At 60.7% G+C, this 25,438-nt stretch carries 23 protein-coding genes, 1 tRNA gene and 1 pseudogene; 5 read left to right on the top strand and 20 right to left on the bottom strand.

Annotation, left to right across the window (positions count from 1 at the left end):
- Positions 1-121 precede the first annotated feature (121 nt).
- Positions 122-1,891, bottom strand: a complete 1,770-nt coding sequence (locus ABVK50_RS19040) for an adenylate/guanylate cyclase domain-containing protein (protein ID WP_353645086.1) — start codon at positions 1,889-1,891, stop codon at positions 122-124.
- Between the two features lie 265 nt (positions 1,892-2,156).
- Here ABVK50_RS19040 and ABVK50_RS19045 point away from each other — a divergent pair, with 265 nt between their 5' ends.
- Positions 2,157-3,260 (top strand): alpha/beta hydrolase, encoded by a 1,104-nt coding sequence (locus tag ABVK50_RS19045; RefSeq protein ID WP_353645085.1) that lies wholly within the window; start codon positions 2,157-2,159, stop codon positions 3,258-3,260.
- Between the two features lie 11 nt (positions 3,261-3,271).
- Here ABVK50_RS19045 and ABVK50_RS19050 read toward each other — a convergent pair whose 3' ends face one another.
- The 11 genes and pseudogenes from ABVK50_RS19050 to ABVK50_RS19100 form a co-directional block, all read right to left on the bottom strand.
- A complete protein-coding gene (locus tag ABVK50_RS19050) occupies positions 3,272-4,231 on the bottom strand; it encodes a dienelactone hydrolase family protein (RefSeq protein ID WP_353647050.1) in 960 nt (319 codons plus the stop codon).
- Between the two features lie 481 nt (positions 4,232-4,712).
- Positions 4,713-5,352: pseudogene (locus ABVK50_RS19055) on the bottom strand (tyrosine-type recombinase/integrase).
- Between the two features lie 220 nt (positions 5,353-5,572).
- On the bottom strand, positions 5,573-6,658 hold the full coding sequence (locus ABVK50_RS19060; RefSeq protein ID WP_353645084.1) for a Gfo/Idh/MocA family oxidoreductase: 1,086 nt from the start codon (positions 6,656-6,658) through the stop codon (positions 5,573-5,575).
- 272 nt (positions 6,659-6,930) lie between these two features.
- A complete protein-coding gene (locus ABVK50_RS19065) occupies positions 6,931-7,776 on the bottom strand; it encodes an SDR family NAD(P)-dependent oxidoreductase (protein ID WP_353645884.1) in 846 nt (281 codons plus the stop codon).
- A 124-nt stretch (positions 7,777-7,900) separates the two neighbouring features.
- A complete protein-coding gene (locus tag ABVK50_RS19070; RefSeq protein WP_353645083.1) occupies positions 7,901-8,338 on the bottom strand; it encodes a DsrE family protein in 438 nt (145 codons plus the stop codon).
- Positions 8,339-8,468: 130 nt separating this feature from the next.
- Entirely contained in the window at positions 8,469-9,434 is a 966-nt protein-coding gene (locus ABVK50_RS19075; protein WP_353645082.1) for an MBL fold metallo-hydrolase, read from the bottom strand.
- Between the two features lie 93 nt (positions 9,435-9,527).
- The gene (locus ABVK50_RS19080) at positions 9,528-10,352 is read right to left on the bottom strand and encodes an alpha/beta hydrolase (protein WP_353645883.1); all 825 of its coding nucleotides are present in this window, start codon (positions 10,350-10,352) and stop codon (positions 9,528-9,530) included.
- Between the two features lie 258 nt (positions 10,353-10,610).
- Positions 10,611-10,910, bottom strand: coding sequence for a tautomerase family protein (locus ABVK50_RS19085; protein ID WP_352805192.1), 300 nt, complete (start codon positions 10,908-10,910; stop codon positions 10,611-10,613).
- A 35-nt stretch (positions 10,911-10,945) separates the two neighbouring features.
- On the bottom strand, positions 10,946-11,926 hold the full coding sequence (locus tag ABVK50_RS19090) for a zinc-dependent alcohol dehydrogenase family protein (RefSeq protein ID WP_353645081.1): 981 nt from the start codon (positions 11,924-11,926) through the stop codon (positions 10,946-10,948).
- Between the two features lie 147 nt (positions 11,927-12,073).
- The gene (locus tag ABVK50_RS19095) at positions 12,074-14,944 is read right to left on the bottom strand and encodes a winged helix-turn-helix domain-containing protein (protein WP_353645080.1); all 2,871 of its coding nucleotides are present in this window, start codon (positions 14,942-14,944) and stop codon (positions 12,074-12,076) included.
- A gap of 141 nt (positions 14,945-15,085) precedes the next feature.
- The gene (locus ABVK50_RS19100; RefSeq protein ID WP_353645079.1) at positions 15,086-16,054 is read right to left on the bottom strand and encodes an SDR family NAD(P)-dependent oxidoreductase; all 969 of its coding nucleotides are present in this window, start codon (positions 16,052-16,054) and stop codon (positions 15,086-15,088) included.
- A 357-nt stretch (positions 16,055-16,411) separates the two neighbouring features.
- Between ABVK50_RS19100 and ABVK50_RS19105 the strand changes: the two genes are divergently transcribed.
- Positions 16,412-17,203, top strand: a complete 792-nt coding sequence (locus ABVK50_RS19105; RefSeq protein ID WP_353646960.1) for an alpha/beta hydrolase — start codon at positions 16,412-16,414, stop codon at positions 17,201-17,203.
- Between the two features lie 601 nt (positions 17,204-17,804).
- Here the strand turns inward: ABVK50_RS19105 and ABVK50_RS19110 are convergent.
- The 5 genes from ABVK50_RS19110 to ABVK50_RS19130 form a co-directional block, all read right to left on the bottom strand.
- Positions 17,805-18,110, bottom strand: coding sequence for a hypothetical protein (locus ABVK50_RS19110; RefSeq protein WP_353645078.1), 306 nt, complete (start codon positions 18,108-18,110; stop codon positions 17,805-17,807).
- A gap of 189 nt (positions 18,111-18,299) precedes the next feature.
- The gene (locus ABVK50_RS19115; protein WP_353645077.1) at positions 18,300-18,668 is read right to left on the bottom strand and encodes a hypothetical protein; all 369 of its coding nucleotides are present in this window, start codon (positions 18,666-18,668) and stop codon (positions 18,300-18,302) included.
- A complete protein-coding gene (locus tag ABVK50_RS19120; RefSeq protein ID WP_353645076.1) occupies positions 18,647-19,036 on the bottom strand; it encodes a hypothetical protein in 390 nt (129 codons plus the stop codon). The genes ABVK50_RS19115 and ABVK50_RS19120 overlap by 22 nt, the downstream gene beginning before the upstream one ends.
- A 105-nt stretch (positions 19,037-19,141) precedes the next feature.
- Entirely contained in the window at positions 19,142-19,906 is a 765-nt protein-coding gene (locus ABVK50_RS19125) for a metallophosphoesterase (RefSeq protein WP_353645075.1), read from the bottom strand.
- The gene (locus ABVK50_RS19130; RefSeq protein ID WP_353645074.1) at positions 19,903-22,038 is read right to left on the bottom strand and encodes an AAA family ATPase; all 2,136 of its coding nucleotides are present in this window, start codon (positions 22,036-22,038) and stop codon (positions 19,903-19,905) included. Before ABVK50_RS19130 ends, ABVK50_RS19125 begins: the two co-directional genes overlap by 4 nt.
- 230 nt (positions 22,039-22,268) lie before the next feature.
- Between ABVK50_RS19130 and ABVK50_RS19135 the strand changes: the two genes are divergently transcribed.
- Both ABVK50_RS19135 and ABVK50_RS19140 read left to right on the top strand, forming a co-directional pair.
- Positions 22,269-22,511 carry a hypothetical protein gene (locus ABVK50_RS19135; protein ID WP_353645073.1) on the top strand — a complete coding sequence of 81 codons (243 nt, stop codon included), beginning with the start codon at positions 22,269-22,271 and terminating at the stop codon, positions 22,509-22,511.
- 238 nt (positions 22,512-22,749) lie between these two features.
- Positions 22,750-23,007, top strand: a complete 258-nt coding sequence (locus ABVK50_RS19140; RefSeq protein ID WP_353645072.1) for a helix-turn-helix domain-containing protein — start codon at positions 22,750-22,752, stop codon at positions 23,005-23,007.
- Between the two features lie 178 nt (positions 23,008-23,185).
- Here ABVK50_RS19140 and ABVK50_RS19145 read toward each other — a convergent pair.
- Positions 23,186-23,261 (bottom strand) — tRNA-Ile (locus tag ABVK50_RS19145).
- 134 nt (positions 23,262-23,395) lie between these two features.
- Here ABVK50_RS19145 and ABVK50_RS19150 point away from each other — a divergent pair.
- Complete coding sequence (locus tag ABVK50_RS19150) at positions 23,396-24,106, top strand: SIMPL domain-containing protein (RefSeq protein WP_353645071.1); 711 nt, start codon at positions 23,396-23,398, stop codon at positions 24,104-24,106.
- Between the two features lie 69 nt (positions 24,107-24,175).
- On the opposite strand, the gene ABVK50_RS19155 is transcribed toward ABVK50_RS19150, so the two are convergent.
- Together ABVK50_RS19155 and ABVK50_RS19160 are read right to left on the bottom strand one after the other, a co-directional pair.
- A complete protein-coding gene (locus tag ABVK50_RS19155; protein ID WP_353645070.1) occupies positions 24,176-24,556 on the bottom strand; it encodes a hypothetical protein in 381 nt (126 codons plus the stop codon).
- A 196-nt stretch (positions 24,557-24,752) separates the two neighbouring features.
- Positions 24,753-25,199, bottom strand: coding sequence for a YcgN family cysteine cluster protein (locus tag ABVK50_RS19160; RefSeq protein WP_353645881.1), 447 nt, complete (start codon positions 25,197-25,199; stop codon positions 24,753-24,755).
- Positions 25,200-25,438 lie beyond the last annotated feature (239 nt).

The following is a 25,438-nucleotide window of genomic DNA, read 5'->3' on the forward strand; positions in this document are numbered from 1 at the left end:
TTGCCAGTTCGCTTCCGACCCTAAAGCTACCTGTCATCAACACGCCGCACAGCGTTCGTTGCTGTTCCTTGGAAGCAGTGGCTGCAGGAGGTTCAATCCCGGACCTCGCCCGGTCAGGTGCTCATACGAGGCCGGCTTTGCGAAGGCCATCCATGATGAGCTCGAAATCGTTGGGATCCTTGTAGGGCAACACTTTGCGGCGATGTTCCAGAGAATACTGGGGGTTGACGCGAAACACTTCCTGCCACTCATGGCGGGCTTCTTCGAACTGGCCCAGATGGCCGTAGCTCGCTGCCAGGAGCACGCGTGAGACGTCGGTGGAAGGGTTACGAACAAGTCGCCGCTTCAGTATCTGGATTGCCTCTTCGTACCTGCTCAACTGGAACATCGCCTGTGCCTGGAAGTGAAGGTATACGTCCGGATAATACGGGTTCAAGGCCATTGCCCGGTCGAAACACCGGAGTGCATCCCCAGACTTGCCGGAATAATGCAGTGCATAGCCGAGATGTTCGTGCCCCTCGGCAAGATTTGGCGCAAGGGCGATCAAGCGTTTAGCCGAGCAGATGGCCGCGTCATGCCGTCGCGAATACAATTCGACGATGCCCAGCGCCCAATGCGCGTAGGGATATCGATCGTCGAGCGCCACTGCCCGTGCCGCGAACATTTCCGCTTGTGCCATTGCGGTCGACCACGATGCGCTCCACTGGTTTGAGTAGTCCAGTATGTTTGCGAAGGCGAGAAACGCGTAGGCTGGGGCGAACCTTGGGTCGAGTTCGATGGCGCGCTGCAACAGCTCCCGGCCTTGGCTATTTTCCGCTTTAGTGAACCGCCATAGCAGCTCTCGGCCATGCAGAAAGCAGTCATACGCTTCCAGGTTACCGGTTTGCTCGGTCGCGAGCCGCTGCTGGTCGCTCTCCGTCAGGCTGAGCGCTAGCGCGTCGACGATTTGCTGCGTCACGTCGTCCTGCACGGCAAAGATGTCGGTCAGGTCGCGATCAAAACGCTCCGCCCACAGATGTCCACCTGTGGTTGCGTCAATAAGCTGCGCAGTGATACGCACCCTGTTGCCGGATTTGCGGACGCTGCCCTCCAGCACGTAATGCACACCGAGATTGCGGCTCACCTCCTGAACGTTCACGTTCCTGCCCTTGAACGTGAAGGACGAATTGCGGGCGATTACGAACAGCTGCGACAGCTTTGAGAGAGCTGTGATGATGTCTTCCGAGATTCCGTCGGCGAAATATTCCTGCTCGGCATCACCACTCATGTTGGCGAAGGGCAGCACGGCTATCGACAGTTTCGGCGGCGGTGCCGTCGCCAGCCGGCCCGACTCGGCTTCAGAGATCGCTGTTGCCTTTGCATCGGCGCTGCCGACACGCAGCGAATACACCCGGATCGGCTCGGCGATGTTCTTGAGCTGCGTGCTGCCGAGATCGCTGACTGAAAGGTCCAGCCTCGCCTTGACCTGTCGATAGGCGTCCTCCGACAGGCAGATGGCTCCCGGGGCAGCGACGCCCTCCAGACGCGAGGCGATGTTGACGCCGTCGCCCATCAGGTCGCCGTCGTTTTCCTCCACCACGTCACCCAGATGAATACCGATACGAAACTCGATGCGGCGGTCCTGCGGCACGCCGGCATTGCGCTCGACCATGCCATTCTGCACTTCCAGGGCGCAGCGCACGGCATCTACCACACTGCGGAACTCAACCAGCGCCCCATCCCCGGTCCGCTTGACCACGCGTCCGTTGTGGATGGCGATGGTCGGGTCAATCAGGTCGCTGCGCAGGGCCCGCAACCTGGCCAAAGTACGGTCTTCATCCTCCCTCGCCAGCCGGCTGTAGCCGACCACGTCGGCGGCCAGGATCGCGGCTAGCTTGCGGTTCTCGCTCACAGGGCATCTCCTAGTCTCCATGATAACACGAAGACACAGCGAACGAAGAAAACGTTCGCTTTCTGAGACGCAATAGGCGGCCGGATGGCCGGTTCGGGCCACCCATTGCTGCCGTTCGTCGGATTGGTCGAATGTCCTGACAGCAGAAAACGATCACTCAGCGGTTGTCCGTAGCGGCGGCTTGGCCATTTGCCCTCGCCTGTCGCAACGGTGACGGCGACCATGGGAATTCCCAGCGTCGTGTGCCTCTCAGGGACACCAAAAGATGGACGGCGGTAATGTACAAAGGATGAACTTGCTCAATTTCGTGATTGGCAGTTTCATACTCTGTCTTATCTTTTCCTCGGGAGGAGTTATGCAGACGAGCTGCGCACCCGCAGGTGACCGCCCTACGCGCAGGGCTGTTCTTATTGCGGCTACTGCCGCAGCAGCAACGGTCTCGACACCGGCTCTGGCTCAGCGCTGCCAAATCGGCCCGCCAAAGCATGAAAAGGGCCCGCCCGTCTTTTTGGAGTATGACCAAGTAGAACTCGACGCGGCCTATGACCAGCAGTACTACGAGCCCCAACTTCGCATCGTGCAAGAGCGTATCGCTTCCCATAGCGAAGCGACCATCGCGCGGATCGGCGTGCCCGAGCGGGTGGCTTACGGCGATGCCGAAGTCGAGCAGATGGACATCTACGGCACTGAACATGCGAGTGCGCCTATCTTCGTGTTTATTCACGGTGGGACGTGGCGCTACGACACGGCCAGAGGATACGCTTACGCTGCGGAGACGTTCGTCGGCGCGGGCGCACACTATGTGGCGGTTGATTTCGCATCGGTCACCGATGTGGGCGGCGACCTCGGCGTTCTGGCTATGCAGGTGCGCAAGGCAATCGGCTGGGTGTATAGGAACGCGGCAAGCTTCGGAGGCGATCCTGACCGCCTCTACATTGGCGGGCATTCCTCCGGTGGCCATCTATGCGCCGTAGCCCTCATAACTGAATGGCAGAAGGAGTTTGGTCTGCCTGCCGACATCATCAAAGGCGGTTTGTGCATGAGCGGCATGTACGAGATGGAACCGGTAAGGTTGTCCTGGCGGCGAGGTTATATCAGGTTCACCGACGAGATCGCGGACGCCATGAGCCCGCTACGTCATGTCGAGAGGTTGGGCGCGCCGGTGGTGGTCACCTACGGTAGTTTCGAAACGCCCGAGTTCCGCCGCCAAGGCCGTGATTTCGCCGCCACAGCGAAGGCCGCAGGAAAGCCTGTCGAACTGATAGAGGCGACCAACTATCATCACCAGGAAATGGCAGAGACATTGGGAAACCCTTACGGCCCCAATGGACGCGCGGCCCTGGCGCTCATGGGCATAGGCGCGGCGTAGTGATTGCCCGCCTATTTGTCTGCAAACACGCCAGTCAGAAATTCCATCACCGCAGCCTGCGCTGCCGTTGCGGCGGCATCGTTGTACTGTGAACTCGGACCGTATTCGACGCAGGCGTCGGCATAGGTGAAAAGCTTGCCGGTTACGGCGTTCACAAGCTGTCCGTCTTCTTCCCGGCGCAGGCAGTTTCGCGAGGTCTGCCAATCGGAATCAGAGACACGAGCGGGATTGCGCGGGCTGTCGAAATTATGCAGCGCGCCGGGATATACGGTCATCTGCGCATCGTGACCTGCCTCTGCGAGCCTGTCGATATAGGCGCGACAAGGGGCGGTTGGCGTCCAGTAGTCTTCTGCCCCGTGAAATTCTCGGATCGGAACGCCGGTAACATTGGCCTGATCCAGAAGCTCGAAGTTGCAAGCCGGATAGAACGGCAAATGGGCGACGATGCGGCCTTCCTTCGGCCCGAATGACTTCTGGAATCTGACCATTGCCGAATAGAGCGCAGCGTTGCCGCCACGCGAGAACCCCATGATCGCCACGCGTGAGCCGTCAATTTTCGGGTGTGCGGCCAAGGCCTCCACGGCCCGATAGGCGTCGGATATCTGCGTGAACTGGCCGAAAAGCGACTGGTCGGACGACGCTTCGCTAAGGCTCCGCCCCGTATAGCTGTCGAGGCTGAGGGTCGCGATGCCTTTGCTGTTCAAAAAGCGGTTCCAGCTCCAGACCGCTCCGCTCCCCGGACCGTCCGTCCCGTGCAGCAGAATAACTACAGGGAGCTTCTGTTCGCCGTCTGGGCCTGAAAGGCCGCCACTTAGAACGACAGGGCTTCCCGCATCCGGATCACCTCCAAGAAATGCGCTGTCGCTCAGGGTCCGCGAGTGAATCTCAAGCTTTTCGGCAAAGGCAAGCGCGCTCGAAGCGCAGCAGCCGATCATGCCAGCGAGAAAGAGCGATAGAGGAAATCGAGACATTCGGACGGCCCCGCGAACATCGGTTCTGGTCAATATCCGTTCCTGTCCAACTATATCATTGAGGCCAGCGGCCGTCACTTTCCACCAAATCGGTGTGCTGGGCTCGTTTCGAGCGCACCAGTGAGTATCCTCGTTCGGCTAGTACACGCTGGCGGAAATTTGGACGCACTGGTTAGGCGGTCAAGGATTTGCCGGCCCAGGTCCATATGAATGGCTTTGCCATGGTCTTGTTGAAGTAATCGATGAAGCGCTCAATGCGGTCTTTTGAGACCGGCGGTGGAGGCGAAGCTGGCGCGGCGCAGCAGCTTGCGCATCAGGATGGAGAACCAGATTTCGAGCCTCTGGCACGAGAGTTGACGCCTTCGGCCATGTCGGCTTTCCAGATGATACGAATATCGGGCTCAACGTCCGAATTCGGCGCAGAACTGCTGGGCCGAATACGAAGCGATGGCGACCCCGCACGACTCACGCGAGGCCGTCCTCACTCAGATTTCAGTTCCCCCGCGGCCACCGTCAGTGCATCCTCGACGTCGACGCCGAGATGCCGCACTGTGTTCTCAATCTTGGTGTGGCCGAGCAAGATCTGAATTGCCCGGAGATTCCCGGTGGCCTTAAAGATAATGGAAGCCTTGGTACGACGAAGCGGATGCGTGCCATAGTCCTCCCGGCGAAGGCCAATCGCCGAAACCCATTCATCGATCAGGCGCGCATACTGCCTAGTGCTCAAATGGTCGGCATGATCGACCCGACTGGGAAAGGCAAAATCGTCGATCGTTCCGCCACGCCGCTCAAGCCAAGCGAGCAGGCTCGCTCTGGTATCTGCCATCATTTCGAATTGGACGGGCCTGCTAGTCTTCTGTTGCACAACCATGGCTCGGGTTCGAATACCCGGTCCATTCACCACCGTGCCGATCTTGAGCTTCACCAGGTCGCAGCCACGCAACTTGCTATCGATCACAAGATCGAACAGCGCTCGGGTCCCGTAATCGACCTTCGCGGTCGAGGAAGAACCGGATTTCCCATATCTGGCGAACCTTCAGGGGGCGTTTGACGCCCACCCTTTTGCCTGCGTTCCAAGCGGGACGACCCCGTCCCGCGAGGTCATATTGCGAATGTCCCATGATCGTTTCTCCTCTGGCCACCATCGGCCAGAGCACAAACGTTCAGCAGAACAGACGTGGGCCGTGACCGGACTGTCCGGTTTTGACTCGCGTCGAGCGGATAGCTACCATTCGGCGATTGACCTCTTGTCGGACGCTCCGTCATCTCCGATCAGCTTCCCACCCTCAAGTATATGGGACAGCAAATCGTCTCGGATACATCACCAGCTCCCGCATCGTCTCAGACTTTGCGCGAGACCCCACCACTTTGCTCGATAGCGTTGATCAGTCGATGCAAGTTGACGGCGTCTCCGAATGTCGGACTCTGACGCGTGCCGGAAGTCATGTCGGAAGCGAAGAGTTCGTAGAGCTTTCTCACGTTGCCCGTCAGGACGTTCTCGCCAGCGCCGAAGTCCTCGGGCACGAAGATCGGCTGAAGGGTCTCGCCTGCCTGCGCCCCCATAAGCTTGAACCCGCCCAAGCCGACGTAGCCGACGGGACTCGTCAGCAAAAGGTCGCCCCTGCTGCCGTTGATCTCAATATGGAAATTCGTAGCGCGCGACAGTCCGCCGCGAAAGTGGCTCGTCACCACGCCGCCTGACGTGAGCGTGCCAGTGAAGGCAATTTGGTCGGCGACGTTGAGCGGAACCACTTCCTTGCTCTCCATCATCCTTATCGTTGGATGCCGGCTGACCAATGTCCCCGACACGCTGAGGAAGTTCTCGTCGAGTGCGAAGAGCAAGGCGTCGATCGTGTGGGCGAACGGTACGTGCAGCATGCTCGCGCCCTTGGACGGATCCAAGGTGTACCGGAAAGCCTCTTCGAGCTCCTCCCCCCAAGTGATACCGGAGCCAATGATCGAGGCCGAGAGCACCTCGCCCAGATAGCCCTGTTGGATCAGCTTTCGCATATGCCTGACGGTCGGATTAGCGCGGGTTTGAAGGCCGACCATTGTCGAGACGCCTATTTCGGCGGCAAGCGAGTTCATCGTCTCGGCCTCACGGAGATTCATCCCGAGCGGCCATTCGGAAAACACGGACTTTCCCGCTTCGAGCGCCGCAGTCACGAGCTGAAGGTGTTCCGGCACCCGCACGGTGACGACCACCAGGTCGACACCAGGATGGTTCACAAGCTCTTCCGTCGACGAAACCGCGTGTCCGAAACCGAACTTCTCGGCCGACGCCCTCGCGGTTTCCATCCGGCTGTGGCTCACGACAGAAAGCCGGAACTGCGGCAAATCTCTCAACGCAGGTACATGGGCGGTCGAGGCCCAACCGCGGTCGGGGTGCACGCCGATGATACCGACTCGGATGGGTGCATGGGTCATTGGACGCGCTCCTTGGGCGTGATTTCCAGAATGGACCGACGGGTTCGAGCTTGGCGACGCGCCACTGCCCAGTCTCGAATTCCCAGCGTCTCATGGTCTCCGGTCAACTGGAAAAGTCGGCTGAAATGCCTGACACCCGACAGCGCTTCACGGGGACTTCGGCCTTCTGGCCCAGACCTGCAGCGAATGCTTTCGCGATTTCGCGATCGCCCTCGCCATGGGAGTGCCCTGGTCGCCGAGACCGATGAGGCTCACTTGCTGGGTCGTGTCCATCATCTGCATTCACCCAAAAAGCCCGCGGCCATTTCCCACAGGCGTTGCGCGTTGGCGCTGTCGAGCGCATATGGGGCAACGCCTTCCAACCTCAACTGGGGGCGGCTCGGCACGATCGAAGCCTCGGCGCAGTCTTCGAAATACCGTCCGTTCGTTCCCTCGACTAACGGCGAGGCCGCGAGAAGCACCGATGTGGCTGCGCCCTCTTCGGGTGTCTTGTGAAGGTGTTCGGGCGTGCGTAGTCCTCCGGTATGACGCTGAAGGTTTGTCGCGATGGCTCCCGGGTTGAGCGCATTCGACACGATGCCGTAGTCGGCCCATCGATCCCGGATCCCCACGGACAGCAGGGTGCAAGCCGTCTTCGACTGGGCATAGGCCAGAAGCGGATCGTACGGGATGAAGTGGAAGTGCGGGTCGTCCCAGAAGACCGGACCGAACAGGCTGCCACTGGAGCTGACAGATACGACGCGAGCGCCCCGAGCCTTGGCCAGGGATCGGTGAAGGCCGAGGGTCAGTGCGAAGTGCCCCAGGAAGTTGGTCGCGAACTGCATTTCCCATCCCTGGGAAGAGCGTTGCAGCTCCGGCAACGCCATGATCCCCGCGTTGTTGACGAGAGCGTGAACGGGACCTTCCCAGTCGTCGACGAACCGGTCAACGGAGCGGAGGTCTGCGAGATCGAGCTGACGCGACTGGATGGTGGAGTTGCCGGTCCTCACCCTGAGGTTCGCTGCGACTTCCTCGGCGGCTTCCCGGCGGCGGGCGGCGATGACAACTGTGGCCCCGGCCGCGGCGAGCGCCGAGGTCGTCTCGATGCCAATGCCGCTTGCGCCGCCGGTGACGATCATCGTCTTACCCCGGAGGTCAACGCCTCTCAGGACTTCAGAAGCGGTCGAATGGAACCCGAAGGGCGATTGGAACATGGCGGACTCCCTGGCTCCTGGTGACGAGACTTGATCGGTGAAACGACCGTCACTCTGTGATCTTGACGAAGCCCTGCTGCACGAGCTCTATCGTGCGGGCCATCGCGTCGAGATTGACCTTGGTGCGGGGGAGAAGATCGGCATTTCCCCAGCCGTTTACCTTCGCGGTCGCGCCGCAGAGTTCGACCTTGACCCCAATGTCGACGAGGTCGGCAACCAGCTTCTTGTAGGGGTTGCCAGTGGCGATATTGCGCGAGGCATTGTAAGCCGCGTCATTCAGCGTGACATGGCCCGCGTTGGTGTGGAAGATCACGATCACGTCCGACGCCGCGTTCCAGTTCGCGATGTCCGTGGTGATCAACTGAAGATGGAACAGCGCCTCGGGCAGGTCGCCTTCGAACTGAAGACTCCCGATGCTGTGGACCGATCTCACTTCCTTCAGTTCGACCGGAATATCGATGAACAGAGCACTTTTTGTTCCCGACATAGCTGTCTCCTGCGGGTTTGGAATTCTGTCAAAAGATTCGGGCTCGGGTCGCCTCGAGAGGCCTCCCGGTGGCGCGGGACCTGGGGGAGCAACGCGCCAGAAGAGAACGTCGGATAACCGAAGGTTCGTGCTAGACGCCCTCGTACACCAGTCGCGTGAAGAAACCCGGATCGATGACGAAATTGCCCCACTTGGCGTCGAACGCCGCCGTGGGCTTGGCGGCGACCGCCTCGTCCCTCGAGCGCCCCTGGCGCTTGAGCGCTGCGACCTTCTCGCGGACGGCGACAAGCATGTCGCGGAATTCCTGCAGCTCGGCGCGGTTGCTCACCGGGTTTCCGTGGCCTGGGATGATGATCGTCTTGTAGGTCGACGCGGCCAGGTTCGCATCCGAGGCGGCGATCATCCCGTCGATGCCGCCTCCAGTCGAATGGTCGATGAACGGATATATCCCGTTCCAGTATGTGTCGCCGACATGGAGCACGTCCGCCTCGCCGAACATGACCGAGATGTCGCCGTCGGTATGCGCCGGACCGTAATATTTCATGGCGAGCGACTGGCCGTTCAGCTTGAGCGAATGCTCCTTTGAGAAGACGAGTTCGGGCACCCCGCTCTGCTCCAGCGGCAGGAAATTGTAATCCCAGTCTTCCACCCACTGCACCTGCGACAGGTGCTTGCGGGTGTTCTCGTGCGCGATGATCTTGGCTCCGCCAGAACCGATCCAAGGGTTGCCGTCTGCGTGATCAAAATGCCAGTGCGTGTTGATGAGATGGGTCACCGGCTCCGGGGAGAGGGCGGTGAGCACCTTCGTTATCTGGGGGCGCGACACGCTGATGCCAGCGTCGACCATGACGAGGCCATCCTTGCCGCCCAGAACTGCGACGTTGCCCCCGGATCCTTCGAGGATGGTGATGTCATTCCTCAGCTTGTGGGTGACGATTTCTGCCTTGGCGGCACTGTCCTTGATGAGACTCACCAGGCCACGTGCCTCGGCATAGGCCTCACGGGGGCTCATCCATCCCCCCGTGGCGGCGAAACTCGCCGCGCCCATGCAGCAAAGGCAGAATCCGCGGCGGGAGATCAGGTGTTCGGACCTCATGACATACCTTTCCGCAGCCGGTTTCAGGCGAGCCGACAGCTGTCGATTAGATTTTGGAGGTTGAGGGCAGGCCTTTCGGCCTTGCCCGGGCGGTCACGAGTTGATGAAGGCCAGCAGGTCCGCGTTGATCACGTCGGCGTGGGTCGTGAACATGCCATGCGGGTAACCGTCGTAGACCTTGAGCTTCCCGTCCTTGAGCAGCTTGACGGAGAGTTCGGCGGAGTCGGCGATGGGCACCACCTGGTCGTCGCTGCCGTGCATCACCAGGACCGGAACGTCAATGACCTGCAGGTCCTCGGTGAAATCGGTCTCGGAGAAGACCTTGATGCACTCGTAGTGCGCATTCGCCCCGCCCATCATGCCCTGACGCCACCAATTGCGGATCGTCCCTTCGGAGGCAACCGCGCCGGGACGATTGAAGCCATAGAACGGGCCGCTGGCGATATCGAGGTAGAGCTGCGCCCGGTTGGCCGCCAGAGCCGCGCGGTAGCCGTCGAAGACCTCGATAGGAAGCCCGCCAGGATTCTTCTCAGACTTGACCATCACGGGCGGAATGGCGGAGATCAGGACCGCTTTGGCGACCCTGCCTTTGCCGTGCCGGGCGACGTACCTCGTCACCTCGCCACCGCCCGTCGAATGGCCGATGTGGATCGCATCGCGAAGGTCGAGCGCCTCGGCCAGTGCCGCGACGTCGGCCGCGTACGTGTCCATGTCGTTGCCGCCGGATGTTTGGCTTGAGCGACCGTGACCCCTCCGGTCATGGGCGATGACCCGGAAGCCCTTGCCGAGGAAGAACAGCATCTGGTTGTCCCAGTCGTCGCCGCTCAGCGGCCATCCGTGATGGAACACGATCGGCTGCCCGGTGCCCCAGTCCTTGTAGAAAATCTGTGCGCCGTCTTTCGTCTTGATGCTGTTCATGGTTGTACTCCCGTTTTCAATGGTTGCACTGGTTGGGTTCGACGATGCAGTGGCGGCCAGGGCCTCCAGCGACAGCGTCGTGGCGAGGGCGACGGCTCCGGTCCCGATCAGGACATCCCGTCTTGTAGCCGTGGGCATTTTCATGGCTGTGCTCGTATCATTTCTCATCCCTGTGTGAGTCGGCACGGGTCCACTGTCAGCTCTGGGCGTGTGCTGCCCGGAAGCTCTCTTTTCGCCCGTGTCGAGATCGCGAAATGGTCATCCCTGAACCGGCGCTGCCGCGGCCCACTCTTTCCGGGTGGTAGGCATGCCGTCGATCATTTCGACGACGTCTTTGGATTTCGAAAGCGTCGTCATCAACGACTTGGGCCCTTCGAACGGCCGGCCGCCAATGTGCCAGCCATCGGTGTGCAATTCCTCGATCAGGACCCATACCACCTCGCGGAAGGCTTCCGATCCCTCGAACTTCACCATGACGTCGGTCAAGGCCTTGGCCATCGCGTGTTTCTCTTCCGGCGTGAAGACGCCGTCGACCAGTTTTACATTGACGAATGGCATGACATCTTACCTTTCAGAGGGTTGAAGGTGCTGCTCTAATCGGCGACGTCGATCACGATCTTGCCGTTGGCGGTCCGGTTTTCGATTTCGGCATACGCCTCCGCTATGGTCTCGAAACCAAAGCGACGCGGATCGACGTGTGGGGTAATCTTTCCCGCTTCCGCGAGCCGCTTGGCCTCTCGCAGGATGTGCCCATGATGGGTCCGGCCTTCCCCAGTCAGGATCGGCAGGAGCGTGAAGACACCCGAGTAGCTTGCGGCACGGAACGAGAGCGGCCCGAGCGAATGCGTGCCCCATCCGAGGCAGCTCACAACGTGGCCAAAACGCGCCACCGCGTTGAACGCGGCGTCAATTCCGGCCCCGCCTACGGTGTCATAGACGACGTCGAAGCCGCGCCCGCCGGTATGGTCCTTGACGTACTCCTCGACAGTCGTCTGATGCCTGTCGATCGCCGTGGCGCAGAGCTCCTCGATCTCGCGCTGCTTGGCAGCCTTCTCCACGGCGAAGACCTCAGCTCCGAAAGCCCGTGCGATCTGGATCGCAACGTGGCCCACACCGCCCGCACCGAGTACGAGCACCTTCTGACGCGCTTGAACCTGCGCGCGGTCAACGAGACCTTCCCAAGCGGTGATGAAGACCAGCGGCAACGATGCCGTTTCGCGCATGGTCAGGTTCGCGGGCTTGGGTGCGAGCAATTCGGCGTCGACGGCAGCGAAGGTCGCCAGAGAACCTTGGAGACCGCCCACGCCACCCGTCAAGCCAAAGACCTCGTCATTCGGCTTGAACGCGGTCACCCCAGGGCCGACAGCCTCGACAATCCCGGCCACGTCCATCCCGAGAATGGCGGGCAGGGGATGCCGCGCATGCGGAGCTTGGCCGCTTTTGATCTTGAGATCGAGCGGGTTGACGCTGCTCGCCTTGACGCGGACAAGGACCTCTCCCGCCGCGGGTGCTGGGCAGACCATGCTGGTGCGGACGAAGTCAGAGTTCGTCTCGTTCAAGACGAGCGCGTCCATTTTCTTCATCTGTCTGCCCCTCTCTCTGCGGCGTCGGCGGCGATCCGGCGACGGGCGGAAGATGACAGAACGTCGTAGTCTCAAGCCAGTGAATCGTAGTGAAATCTTGTGATGGAAGGCGACCGGCCGTACAGGGGGCGGCGAAGGTCAGGACATTTCAACCAAAAGAGCTTGGGCCGTGACTATGTCAGCTGTTTCAAAGCCTTCGGAGAATCGTTGATAAACCGGCTCCAACAGGGCACGCGCTCGAATGGTGTCTCCGTGATCACGTGCCAACCGCGCCAAACTCATGATCGTCCTGAGCTCCCACGAGACCGCGTCCTGTTGCCGCGCCACGTCGACGGAATGGCGATAGCACTGCTCGACGCTCTCGATGCCCCCGCCACCGCGCCAAAGGACGTCGCCTTTCACACGGTATAGTTCCGCGACGCACCAGAGTTCTTCCTTTTCTTCGCTGGCACTGATCGCCGCCTCCACTGCCGCCCGCGCTTCGGCGTGCTGCCCAAGACAAGACAAGCCTTCGGCCAGGAACCCGAAAAATCTGACGTTGTATAGGTTGAAGAGTTTAACCTGTCGCAGCTCAGCCAACCCGTACCGTAGAAGTGGAACGCCTCTTTCGGGAAGCCCTCGCTGGATCAGGAGCGCCGCCTTCCAGCAGCGGCCAAACACCTCCCACGGCCCAAGCGCATTCATTTTCGCCAGGTCGAGGAGCTCGGTGATCGCTGCGTCCGCAGCCGCAAGGTCGCCGACATGAACCAGGACCGGACATGACCAGCGCGCCAAGGCTTCACACAGGGAGATCGTGTGGCCGGAGGCGCGCGCTGCCTCGACGGCGGTATCGACAGCCCGGATTGCCTGTTCCGGGAAACCTTGGATCCAGAGGAGTTGGGCAGGTTGAATTCGCGCTGAAACCGATTGACCGAACCTGAAACGCACAGAACTTTTGGAGGGGATTTCAGCTGAGACATCGTGGGATAGCATGCGATCGGCGTGGAGACGGGCAACCCGGAAATCTCCCATGCAGAACAGCGTCATGCTGAGCATCCGGTCGCCGATGAACCGATCGATGCCGCTTTGGGCAAGCGCCAGGAACCGTTCCGCATTTTCTAGCGATGCTCTATACTCGCCCATACCCACCTGCGCGAGCCATAATCCCCAAAGGGCCTCGGCCTGGCCGTCGACGTCGCCCAACTCTTGCGATATCTCCAATGCCTTGGCGAACGCGGCCGGAGCCTGTGGCGCGAAGCCGACCTTGAACGCCTGGGAGAGCCCGAGAGCCGTGTAGAGCTGCATGATTTGACGAGCGCGCCCGTCTCGTTGCTCTCCCGGGGCGATGCCGAGCAACGCGCGTTGGACGTTATTCAGGCACTCATCAACCAGAGAGAGTTGATACCAAAGTGAAATAGCGGCGATGGTAACTGCGAGGCCGATCTCGACGTCGCCACGATCTGAGTATGCCCAGTCCAGAACCAAGCGCACGTTGTTGATGTGGGAGCCGTACCTGAACAGCCATTCGTCGCTTGACAAGGTTTCGACTTCCTCCCGCGAATACTGGAGAATTTCGCACAGATAGTTCGCCAGTTGCCGCATGACGGCATCGAGCTCCCCTTCCTCCCGAACTTTGTCCAGAACGAACGCCCGCGTCGTGTCGACCAGACGGTATCGCGCGGCCTTGCCATGAGCGTCGACGGCCACCAGGGATTTGGCGACGAGGTCAGCAAGATGGCCTGGTACATCGCGGTCGGGGGCAGTTGGGTCGGTTGCAATGGCAACAGCCGCTTCCCGCCTGAAATCGCCAGCAAACACCGCAAGTCGACGCAAGACTTTCCGCTCACCTTCCGAGAGCGCGCCGTAGCTCCAGTCGATCATTGCAGCCAATGTCTGGTGGCGAGGGAGAGCTGTGCGCCGTCCACCGGTTAGCAACCGTAGACGATCATTCAGAAGTTCCGCGATCCCGCGTGTACCGAAAGCCTCCACCCGCCCGGCGGCGAGTTCGATCGCCAGCGCGATTCCATCGAGCTGGCGGCATATGTGCGTGACCAGCGGGGCTTCGTCGTCGTCAAATTTGTAATCGCTCCCGAACGAGGTTGCCCGCTCGACGAACAGGCGGATGGCGGGAAACTTCAAAGCGCCGGCGGCAGTCAGACCCGCAGCCAACGGCGGCATATCGAGAGGTGGCAGCCTGTAGACGCTTTCACCCTCAACCCTTAACGCCTCGCGGCTGGTGGCGAGAATACTGATCTCCGGGGCTTCCCGGAGCAAAGTCTCTACGAGCCCGGCTGTGGCGTCCAGGATGAGTTCGCAGCTGTCGAACATGAGCAGCATACGTTTGCTGCGAAGGTGCCCGATGATGCTCGCCATCGGATCACCCGATGTCTCCACGAGCCGAAGCTGTGACGCCAGCAATGACGCCAGGAGTTGCGAATTCGCAATTGGTGCTAAGTCCAGAAAGCACAAGCCATGCTCATACGATGACGACAGTTGTTCTGCCACACGGATGCCGACGGTGGTCTTTCCGATGCCGCCCGGTCCCACAATGGTGACCAGCCGGAACCGTTGAAACCGCCCTTCGACAATCTTGATCGCTTCGTCACGCCCGATGGGGTGCGTCAGCTGTCTTGGAAGGTTGTTCGGAGCCGCCGTCGTCGCAGGCTCGTTCTCAACATGAGTGCGGTTAAGAGGCGCAATGAACCGATAGCCTCTTGATGGAACGGCGACGATGTATCGCGGAGCGGCTTGATCGTCGCCGAGCACCCTGCGGAGCAACGCGATCTGAGCTCTGAGGTTCGACTCCTCCACCGTGGTGTTGGGCCAGGCTCGCGCGGTCAATTTATCCTTCGTTACCAGCTCGCCCGCTTGCTCGGTCAACGCGATGAGTATTTCGAGCGCTCGGGAGCCGATCGTGACGGGCTCATTGTCCTTGAGCAGAAGGTGTCGCCCCGGATAGAGCAGGAATGAACCAAAAGTGGTCGCGACATCTGCCGCAGCGGTTGCGTTTGGGAAAGCTTGTCCTTGCATTCCATCCTTCACTGGTAACAGAGCGGCCCGGAATATGGAGTGATGCTGCGAAGCAAGGGCGAGTGTGCCAGAGTGGAGTTGCTGGCGACCGAATGATTTCCCTTGGCTCGGACAGGACTTCGAAGGGTCACACATCGTGCCTCAACTGCTTGCGATGTCCAGTCCGGTCAGCCTCACGCTCGCGCACCATAACCTTTCGGCCCCCTCCGGATCGATCGCATAAGGCCTCACCCCGAACCCTCCATTGGACTCTACGCGTGCGACATCACAGTTCTCGCAATAGACACCGCCTACCGAGGCCAACACAGCAGCCGTGGCGCACCAGACTGTCGTCGCTGCGCCTTGTTCCACGGTTTTCATATCCCTCGCCGGATCAATTATGGGGGACCCATCCGGAGCGACAGCACCGAAAGCGTCGAGTTCGGACCGGGTCAGGTGACGAATCCCGGGTGTCATTATCATTCCCGGGTGTACGGAAAAGGCGCTGATGCCGTGACGACGCCCACGCATGTCGAGTGCGACCGCCAAAAGCGCGCTCGCAGTTTTTGATTGGGCATAGGCCATCCATTTATCATAGGGACGTCGGGCAAAATCGAGATCGTCGATGTCGATATCACATATCTGATGGCCTCGGGACGAGAGGATCACCACCCGGGATTTTCCCGCAGCAAGCAAAGCTGGCCACAGCAGCGCCGTGAGCCGAAAGTGCCCGAGGTAGTTGATGGAAAAATGGCCTTCGTGGCCATCGGAATCACGGAACAGCGGCCGCGCCATCACGCCCGCGTTCAGAACCAGAAGATCAAGTCGGCTTTGTCGCTCGAGAAACGCCGTGGCAAAGGCTTTGATTGAGACGGGATCGATTAGGTCAACAGGCGACACCTCAACCCCGTCAATCCCCCTCAAAGCGGCTCGGGCGGCGACAGGGTTTATCGCGGGCACACAGATGCTGGCCCCGCATGCTGCCAGCACTCTGACCGTCTCGAGGCCCAGCCCGGAGGAACCACCGGTCACCAGTGCAACTTGCCCGGTGAGGTTCACGCCACGTGCCACTTCCTCCGCGGTCACGGCAGGTCCAAAAGTGGTGTGGAGCGGATTCTGCAGTTGTCGCATTTTTGTTCCCCAAAATTCCAGCCCGTCTAATGCTCAGCACACGTAGACCCTTTAGCGATTTTCCAACGCGGTGTCGCCAAAGGAGGGGACCGTTGGAGATATGATAGATGCCTGTCCTTTGACCTGAGCGGGAGAGGAAAGTTCTTGCGGAGCGCCGACGGCACGGGGCCGCTTGCAGACCGTCCGGCTTCGTGCCACTGAGCTCCGAAACCCCGACGGTCCTGGCTGGCCTCAATAAGCCTTCGAGGATGCAGTTAAATGTAAAAGGAAGATGGCACTATACCCGGTTTCCAATGCCGGGCAGTCGACACCGACCGGGGGGCGGTCTTCGTTCATGAAGGAGGAAGCGGGAGCGCCGTGCTGTTGCTCCATGGCTTTCCCGAGACTGGTTTGATGTGGCGTAGGGTTGCTCCGCTCCTGGCCGCAGACTTCGCAGTGGTCGTTGCTGACCTGCCAGGTATGGGCGTAGCAGCTGTCCTGGCGACAGCGACCGACATGCTTCCATGTCGAAACGCGCCATGGCAGCGATGCTTGCTCGTGGACGCGATGCGCGTCGCTGGTCACGAGCGCTTCGCAATAGTGGGTCACGATCGAGGTGGCCGCGTCGCTTATTCGGGAGCCGCTCGCCGACACCGGCCTCATCCATGGACAGGGCCGCTTCTGAAATTTGCGGCCGATCCGATATGGCGGTTCACGCTATTTGGATCAAGTCCGAGCGCCCAATCGCTGTCGCGGCCCAATTCGCCGAATGCGATTGCTTTAGGTGCCGCGTCGTTCATACGATGGTCCATGTTGCCGACGAATAAAACAACGTTGCCGCTGCTCTTCCGCGTGGCCGCGTGGCTTATCCTCGCCGCCGTTGCTCTCGCAACACTGTCCCCGCTGGATGCGCGCCCCAGGTCTGGATTTGTACCTGACATCGAGCGTCTCGCTGCCTTCCTGACAGTCGGACTTCTGTTTGGACTTGGATACCCGAAACGTTGGATTGCCGTCTTTGGATTACTACTCGCAGGTATTATCGGCCTGGAAGCGCTACAGCTTTTGCTTCCCGACAGGCATGGTCAGATTGCCGACGCGGCCTTCAAGTCGGCCGGATGCGCGCTGGGGCTCATGGCCGGGGTAGCAGTCAGGCGCGTGTCGCCGTGGTGACCTGCTCGCTTGTCAGGCATGGCCACACCTCGAAGAAACGAGCCCTGGCTTTGGCATTGCCGTCCAACAGAAGCTGCTTCGCGCCGGTGTCAGGCGGCGAAGGGCATGCGCGACCACCTGGTTCAGGTCAGCCCTCAGTCGCGGTACCGTTTTCGGGTATTAATCACCTGAGCAAGCGTCGCCCCGGGGAATACACTTCACTGATAGACACCGTGCTCGAGTCGAAGAGAGCATCCTCGACGAGCTGTTTGCCCTCGGGCGATTTCAGCAGGTCAATAGGACGCTGGCCGTCCAGACCCATGGCCAGACTGCGCGGCCACAGTTCAGCATCATCTCGACCCAAAGACCTCAATGGCCTCGATGAGGATGCGCTGTCGATCTTATGGATTCGATTTTCGTGGGTCATGAGGATACTCTTGGGGCGAGCAAGGATTCGGTCTTGTTTCCGGTGGTCTCGAAGCAAGCCTTCGCGATAGATCTCCGGACGCTCTCCCTTGCCCTGCTGGTCCCACTTCGAGGTCGCGCTGCTCCGCTTAAATCAAGGTAACTGGAGACTTTCGGACCAGAGCGATGAATTTCGAGTTTCCCGCAATTCTATGGATCACGCACTTTTGCCGAGGACCGCGGCCTGTTCCAATATCCGCGTGCGTGCTGCCTCGTTCAGGCGGCTCCAGCGAATGGCGACCGCAGGTACGAAAAGCATGGTGATCATCTCCTCAAGCCAGTCGACGGCGAAATGCTCGTCGGCGAAATCGGCGTAAATTTTCATCGGGGACGTGGTCGGTGGATTGCCCACGTCCCGTGCGCAGATGAATCGTCCACCCTGGTTTTCAGCAAACCGCTTCAGTTCGGCATAAAATAGCTCCACCACGCTTTCGCTGTCGGGCTCGACTATCCTGTCGAGCAACGACGGCCTCAGTTCGACATCATCCCGCTTTTATGGAAGACCTCTTCGGCGAACATCCACGCAAGGCTGAATGTGTGCGGGTGGAATTTCACTGCAACGCGAACGCGATCTTCCAAAGATCCAATATCGAACTGTCCGCCGTGACCGAAGGCGTAAGCTCCAGCTTCCTTTGAATTTCTTCAGATACACTCATGGCAGGTCCTCCGTGTTGATGACAAGATCCCAGCGAAAGCCGTTGTCGCGTTCGTCCGGCCGCTTCAGGTACCCACGCGGATTGCAGATGATCCGGGTTCTGCCGACCATTACGTCGACTGGATGGTGGGTGTGGCCGCATACCCAGAGCGAGGGGGCGGCATCGGAGTGCAGGATGTCACCGAACAGGACTTCGCTGTTGGCGAACAAATGATTGGCATCGCTGTGCCGACTATCCCGGTAGATCGCGGGAGTGCAATCCGGGTGCGGGAGATGGTGGGTGACGACGACCGTCTTGCCATCGAAACCGAGAAACGAAAGCTGACGTTCGATGAAGCCATAGGTCAGGATGTTGAAGCCGAGCATGACCTCTGGTGCCAGCGGGATCCGTCGCCAAGCCGGATTTGCGAAAAGTCCGCAAGCTGCTTTGGTGCCGCCATCATCCGCGGCCTGATGTCGGCTTCCTTCTCCAGGCCCATCCTGAAATCCGTCCACAGCGTGCCGCCGACGAAGCGCACGCCGCCGATCTCGGCGGCGTCGTCATCCAGCAGGACAAGCCGCTGCGACCATGATTTCGATGCCTCGGCCGCCTCCTTCATCAGGCGATGATCGGACGGCTTGGACCGGGCAGTGGAACCGCCCCAATAGAATTCGTGGTTGCCGGGCACAAAGATTAGAGGCAGGTCGTAACGATGCACGATGTCGAAAAGCCCGTCGCTTGACATCGGGCGCATAGCAAAGATCGCCGGCGCACACGATTGCGTCGACCCCGTCGGGAGCCCTGGGCGGCAGCGGGACATCCTGCATCTCGAGATGAAGGTCCGACCAGATCCAGAGCTTCATGCCCGCACCTCGACAACCAACTGGCGGTCGAACGCCGCGTTTTCGTCTTCATAGCCGCGCGGGTTGCAAACGACACGGGTGTCGCCAAGGGTGTAGTCGCAGGAATCATGCGGGTGCCCATGAACCCACAAGGCGGGGCGGCCGTCCTCGATGACGTCTTCCAGATCGGACGCATAGGCCCCGTTGAAATCCCGGTAGAACCGAGCCGGGAGAGATTTCGCCGACGGAAGGTGATGCGACACCACGACGGTTGGAATGTCGCGATCCGCCTTTAGCGTTTCCTCGATGAAACGGCGCGAATCCTGATGTATCCGGTAAGCGGCCACAGGCACGAACCGCTGCCAGGGGCTCCGCTGCAAGGCGATCTGGCGGTAGTCGTTCATGCGCTCGCGTGCGTGAGCCATCGACAGATGTTGAGAGCCATCAATCCTGAAATCGGTCCACAGGGTTGCGCCGATGAACCGAACGCCGTCGACAATGACAAAATCATTCTCGAGGAAATGAACGTCCGGAAAGCGTTCGGCGGCGGCGCGGCCGTCGTCGAGGCCTTCCTTGATGCCGCCCCGATAGAATTCGTGGTTTCCGGCGACATAGATGCACGGCATGGCCGTCATGACATGTTGCGCGAGCCAGTGGACGCCGTTCGCCGGAGCCCGCATCAAGTCGCCCGCGACCCCGCAGACATCAGCCTCCGGAATAGCCAGTGGAGAGCTGAGATCAGCGTATTCGAGATGGAGGTCGGAAAATATCCAGAGCTTCATGCCCGGCCTCCACCATTCGATGTCGGCTGGATACCTGGTTCGTGCCAGGATCCGCCCTGCTGTATGTTTCCTCTGATGCCGCACAGTTCGGCGATGTCGGCCGCAGACAGATAACCCGAGCGATCGAGGGCATCGGCAACCCTCTCCAGGGCCGCGCGGTTTTTGGCCAGCAGCTCTGCGGCATCCGCCATTGCGCGGTCGAGGCGTCTTTTCACACCGGCGAGAAGGCCTGGCACGGTCGTCAGCGGGTCGCGAAGGTCATCGCCGACATAGATCGGGCCGAAGTCGCCGAAGCCGAATTTGAGTTCGATCTTCTTGGCGAGGTCAGTCGGATAGGCGAGATCGGAATCCGGCGTGCCACCGGCGCCGGCCGTCGGGCTGCCGAGCACCAGCTCTTCGGCGGCGCGACCAGACATGAGCATGATGATAAGATTGTTGCAGTGGTCTGGGTCGAGGCCGCCCTCAGTATTGGAGATTTCCGTCATTCCGTCCCGATCGCCGATCGAAACGCCGAGGATTTCCATGCGGCCGAGAATCGTGCCGGCAACGACATGGCCGGCTTCGTGGATGGCGACCCGGCGTCGTTCCTCGCCGGAGAACGGTTCCCGCTTCGACCTGACCTCTGCCAGAAGGTCATCGATCAGCAAGGCTCGCCGCCCGCGCCTTGCCGCGCCGCGGGCGCGGCGCACGTAAGCCTCAACGTCAGCGCCAGCCGCACCCCTCGCCGCCAGCGCCACCCGCATAAGATCGGCTTCAGGCAGCAGATTGCCCAGATGATGGCGGAAGATATTGGCCAGTGTCTTTGCGTCCGGCTTTTCGATCGCGATCTCACGGTCGAGCCGACCTGCCCTTTTGACCGCGGCGTCGATCCTTTCGGGATGATTGGTCGCGCCGATGACGACGACCCCCGGCCTCTCGTCGACGCCCTGCAGCAGTTCCAGAAACAGATTGACGATCTGGCTCCAGTATTCGACGTAGTCGCCGCTCAGCCTGGCCCGGTCGGATATGCCGTCGAGTTCATCGATAAACAGGATGCAGGGTGCCAGCCTGCGGGCGCGGGCAAACACGTCCTTGATCGCCTGCAAGGTGCCGGACAGATATGTTGCCGCGTTCCAGTCGGCGACGCTGGTCGCAACGAGCGGAACCCGGGCCGATTTGGACAGCGCCCTGGCGTAGCTGGTCTTGCCGACACCGGGAGGGCCGGAAAGCAACAGCCCGCGATTGTCGACCTCGTCCCAGGTGATCCGGCCGGCCTTGTAGTCGGCGACATCGGCAACCAGCTCGAGGCCCCAATCCTTTGCCTCGCCATAGCCGTCCAAGTCTTCAAGTGCTGGCCCGTCGGAGTGGAATTCGCCTTTCCGAGCGGTGAGTTCTTCAAGCCGTGCGATGCACTCTTCAGGACTGCGGTCCGGGCGAAGGGCGAGCACGAGATCGGCGATGTCGAGCAGGCGGATGGCTGCGGGATCGACTGGCCGCTGCGGGCGCTTGCCGGTGACTGCCTCGATGACCAGGAACAGTGCGCTCTCGTCGATCTCTGGCAGCACCAGATGATATTCCGCCGAGCGCATGAGATCGCGCGGCAGCAACTGTCGCGGATCCGGCGCGATGCCGATGATGGTGGCGCGCGCATGAAGGGCGCTGGCCACCAAATCGTTGCCGCTGTTGGATTTATGGCTTTTTTCGGTCCCATCACGGGCGAGGATGACCACATCGTCGCGCATCGGCCGGACATGGTTCTTGTTGGTAGCGATCGACCGCTCCCTTGGCAGCGAGCAGACCTCGATGACCTTGCTGACCGACGACACATGCTCGGACGAATGGGTGGCGATCGTGACCACCGGCGTGCCGCGTCGCAGCGTTCGAGTCAGCCCCGGCTCGGCCTCGATGGCGCGCGCCGTGAGCACGGCCACAGCCGCTAGGTCGGGACGCACCGAAACCCGTTCCTCGATCGGTGTGTCCATCAGATCGTCGAGAAGGATTTCGACAGGATCCGATGGGTCCCCCGAGTGCAGCAGCGACTTGGCGTGCGCCCCCTCCTCTCGCACAAGAATATCGAGATATGCGCGTGCCAGCAGATCGGTGGGGGCGGTCTTTGGCCCACGGGTGGCCGTTTGAACGTTGCAAACCGACATGACGCCTCCTTCAGTCGGCGTGATTGACTCTAGTGGCTACAGTTGAGTCCATCGCTCGATCCATGCCGTCGAACGGTCGTGATAGGGCGCATACTGACTGACCGTATGCCGCTGTGTTGAAGGATTCGCGGCTCTGCCGTGCCTGGCCAAACGGCGACCCTGTCCTGGAGCTCAAGGATTCCGCGTCGATCGCACGCTCGACCGACGCGGCTTCTGTGGCACGACGTAGCTTGAAGGAAACGGCGGGCGAGCGATCAAATATTGACATCGCCGCATCAAACGTTTCGCCGCCATCTCAGGAATCCTTGCAGAAGCGGATGCCCGGTCGACCGGCCCACCAGGCATTTCACGGGCCGGAAGGCAAATCGCCAGCTTTCAAGGATTGGGGCGTTGGGTTGGGCTCGGGCCAGCAACTTATCCAGCGGGAACGGGCTGGCGCAGATGCCATCAAGGTCGACCGCGAGCTGTTCTAATCTGTCGATTTCATTACGTATGACCCGGCAGGACGCATGGCAGTCATATTGGCCAAACTGACGCATGAGGCTTCCTCCTAAGCCGTCAATTGATTCGTGTCTTGGATCAGAAGCGCATTATGCCATGCTGTCGTAATTTACGCTAGTTATTTCTGAAAATAAGATCGGTCGCGCGGAATGGACGCTCGCCATTGACAAAAAATGGAAAGGGTTTGTTCGCCGTGCAAGAATTGGCGGAATGTACAAGCCGCCCTCGAAAAATCTCCTGCGTGCCGCTCGGGTAGCGCTCGGCTTTGACCAGCAGAAGCTGGCAGACCTTAGCGGCCTGAGCGTGCGCACGGTCTATCGAGTCGAGAAAGGCGACGCCCTGCTGGAATCTGTTCTGGAAATCCAGAAAGCGCTGGAGCGTGAAGGTATAGAATTCGTTGACGAGACCGATTCCAAGGGCTCAGGAATAAGGCTGCCGAAGGAAGCGGATGCGACGCATAAAAAGTAGCCGCGTCTTGCATACCAAATTCGCAACAAGTGACGGGCTGAGATCGCTCGCTCTCAACAGTGAGCGCGGAAAACCCGGCCCGCTGCATGCGAGTTTTCGCAACCTATGCGCTTAAAGGCGGCATTCGAGTCCAAAAATCGTGGCGACCGTCCAACAGGATGTGGCTGTAGAGAAATTTTGGTGGGCCCGGAGGGACTCGAACCCCCAACCAAGCGGTTATGAGCCGCCGGCTCTGACCATTGAGCTACGGGCCCGCCGAGCGCTGAATTAGTCAGTTTTGCCGGCGTGCACAAGGCTTTCGCGAAAACGGGCGTCCGCCTGCCGCAATCAATCCATAATCCCGGCAATAATCGCCGCCGTTCAGGCAACATCCCATACGGAGTTTTTGATGACGAACCGATTTTTGCCGCTGGCGCTGGCCGCCGCGATCGCGCTTCCGGCGGCCGCGGCCCAGGCCGACACGCAGCCGCCGCCCCGAATAATGGTGACCGGGGAAGGCGAAAGCGCCATCGCGCCCGATCTGGCGCTGCTGTCGCTCAGCGTCATGCGCGAGGCCAAGACCGCGCGCGAGGCGCTCGACGCCAACAACGATGCTATGGCGGCGGTAATCGCCGCCATGAAGGCGGCGGGTGTCGAGGAGCGCGATCTCCAGACCGCCGGCATCCAGATCACACCGCGCTACAATTACAACAACAAGCCCGACGGCAGCCAGGAGGCCGAGCTCGTCGCCTACCAGGTCACCAACACGCTGTCGGTGCGCGTGCGCGACCTGTCCAAGACCGGCGAAATCCTCGACAAATCGGTGTCGCTCGGCGTCAATCAGGGCGGCGGCATATCATTCACCAATGACGATCCGCAAAAAGCCTTGACGGAGGCGCGCAAGCTTGCGGTCGCCGACGCTGTCCGGAAGGCCCGGACGCTCAGCGAAGCCGCCGGCTTAACGCTCGGGCGCGTCCTCGAGATCTCCGATCAGGTTTCCATGCAGCCGCCGCCTATTCCCTATATGGCCAAAGCCGAGGCGCGCGACGCCGCCGTTCCAATTGAGGCAGGCGAAAACGCTTACCGGGTCCAGGTCAACGTCACCTTTGAGCTGAAATAGCGGAACTGGCGCGGCAAAAGAAAAACCCCGGAGGCGGCGCCTCCGGGGTTTTTCTTTTGATCTGGCTGATTACCAGCCGATGACCGGGCAGTTGGGCGCGCGGCCGAAGTCGACGGTGACGCGGTCGCCCCATTTGCGGCCCCTGACCGTGATCGAACGGCGGTCGATATCGACGATGCGGGCGCGACGGATGCCCATGCGTTCGGCCTTGTCCAGGGCGCGATCGGCAGTGCACTGGCGGCGGACATGGCGGCGCTCCCAGCGATCACGACGATCATGGCGGCGCCACCGGCGGTCATCATCGCCGACATAGACGCCGAGGCGCGCATCGCCATTGCCGCCGAAATTGAGATAGAGGCCTTCGGCCTGGGCTGACGTGGCCGGAATGGCCGCGAGCGTGCCGAGAGCGATGAGAGCCGAAAAGCCTGCGGTCTTGAGCGTCTTGAACACGATGTTCTCCTTTGCTGACGCGATGATCTGTCTTCGCCGAAGCGATGAGGCGACAATGCGCCAGCCAAGCTGAACCGGCCGCGAACCAGCCATTCATGAACCGTTCATGTTGCAATTCCGTCGGAATCAAAGGATTTCTGCTCGGCACGCGGCAGAGGCAAAGGCCAGCGTGTCGACATTCAGGTCAGGATGCAGCTTAAGGCTCGTCCTCGACGATATGCTCGAAAAAATCTTCCGGATCGGCCAGTTCATCCTCGCGGGCGGTGGTGCGCCCGCGCATGGAGATGCCGGCCTCGTGGACCGTCTCGTCGCTTCCCGATACCAGCCGGTGCCACCAGTAGAGATCCCTGCCCTCCGCCACCAAGCGATAGGCGCAGCTCTGCGGCAGCCATGTAATGGTTCGCACATTGGCGGGCGTAAGCCCGACGCAGTCGGGAACGCGCGCAAGCCGGTTGGCATAGTCCGAACACCGGCAGGTCTGCGCGTTGAACAAGCGGCAGCCGACCGTGGTCCAGTAGATCTCGCTGGTATCCTCGTCCTCGAGCTTGGAAAGGCAGCATTTGCCGCAGCCATCGCAGAGCGATTCCCATTCGGCGGGGCTCATTTCCTCCAGTGTCTTGGTTTTCCAGAACGGCTCGTCCATCGCTGGCATGTGGCCCGCCGACATGGGCAGGTCAAGCGTCCGTAGCGGCCTTTTTGCGGACCAAACCACGGTATCGCCGCGGTCCCGACGCCTTGCCGCCCGGCAATTGCCCCATGGCTGCCCGGTTCCGGGCCACCACGGAACAAACTTGCATGATCAATGTTGTGTCCGGGATGGGACCCCACAGGAGAATTTGTCGATGAAACGCCAACCACGGATTCTGGCAGGAACCGCACTCG

The sequence above is a fragment of the Mesorhizobium sp. WSM2240 genome (genome assembly GCF_040438645.1).
Taxonomy (GTDB): domain Bacteria; phylum Pseudomonadota; class Alphaproteobacteria; order Rhizobiales; family Rhizobiaceae; genus Allomesorhizobium.

Coding starts and splice junctions, on each gene's coding strand:
- ABVK50_RS19125 (WP_353645075.1), bottom strand. CDS start 19,906: ATGAAGCTCTGGATATTTTCCGACCTCCATCTCGAATACGCTGATCTC.
- ABVK50_RS19090 (WP_353645081.1), bottom strand. CDS start 11,926: ATGGACGCGCTCGTCTTGAACGAGACGAACTCTGACTTCGTCCGCACC.
- ABVK50_RS19120 (WP_353645076.1), bottom strand. CDS start 19,036: ATGCGCCCGATGTCAAGCGACGGGCTTTTCGACATCGTGCATCGTTAC.
- ABVK50_RS19160 (WP_353645881.1), bottom strand. CDS start 25,199: ATGGACGAGCCGTTCTGGAAAACCAAGACACTGGAGGAAATGAGCCCC.
- ABVK50_RS19080 (WP_353645883.1), bottom strand. CDS start 10,352: ATGAACAGCATCAAGACGAAAGACGGCGCACAGATTTTCTACAAGGAC.
- ABVK50_RS19140 (WP_353645072.1), top strand. CDS start 22,750: ATGTACAAGCCGCCCTCGAAAAATCTCCTGCGTGCCGCTCGGGTAGCG.
- ABVK50_RS19130 (WP_353645074.1), bottom strand. CDS start 22,038: ATGTCGGTTTGCAACGTTCAAACGGCCACCCGTGGGCCAAAGACCGCC.
- ABVK50_RS19150 (WP_353645071.1), top strand. CDS start 23,396: ATGACGAACCGATTTTTGCCGCTGGCGCTGGCCGCCGCGATCGCGCTT.
- ABVK50_RS19045 (WP_353645085.1), top strand. CDS start 2,157: ATGGACGGCGGTAATGTACAAAGGATGAACTTGCTCAATTTCGTGATT.
- ABVK50_RS19075 (WP_353645082.1), bottom strand. CDS start 9,434: ATGAGGTCCGAACACCTGATCTCCCGCCGCGGATTCTGCCTTTGCTGC.
- ABVK50_RS19050 (WP_353647050.1), bottom strand. CDS start 4,231: ATGTCTCGATTTCCTCTATCGCTCTTTCTCGCTGGCATGATCGGCTGC.
- ABVK50_RS19060 (WP_353645084.1), bottom strand. CDS start 6,658: ATGACCCATGCACCCATCCGAGTCGGTATCATCGGCGTGCACCCCGAC.
- ABVK50_RS19095 (WP_353645080.1), bottom strand. CDS start 14,944: ATGCAAGGACAAGCTTTCCCAAACGCAACCGCTGCGGCAGATGTCGCG.
- ABVK50_RS19065 (WP_353645884.1), bottom strand. CDS start 7,776: ATGATCGTCACCGGCGGCGCAAGCGGCATTGGCATCGAGACGACCTCG.
- ABVK50_RS19085 (WP_352805192.1), bottom strand. CDS start 10,910: ATGCCATTCGTCAATGTAAAACTGGTCGACGGCGTCTTCACGCCGGAA.
- ABVK50_RS19115 (WP_353645077.1), bottom strand. CDS start 18,668: ATGCTCGGCTTCAACATCCTGACCTATGGCTTCATCGAACGTCAGCTT.
- ABVK50_RS19100 (WP_353645079.1), bottom strand. CDS start 16,054: ATGCGACAACTGCAGAATCCGCTCCACACCACTTTTGGACCTGCCGTG.
- ABVK50_RS19070 (WP_353645083.1), bottom strand. CDS start 8,338: ATGTCGGGAACAAAAAGTGCTCTGTTCATCGATATTCCGGTCGAACTG.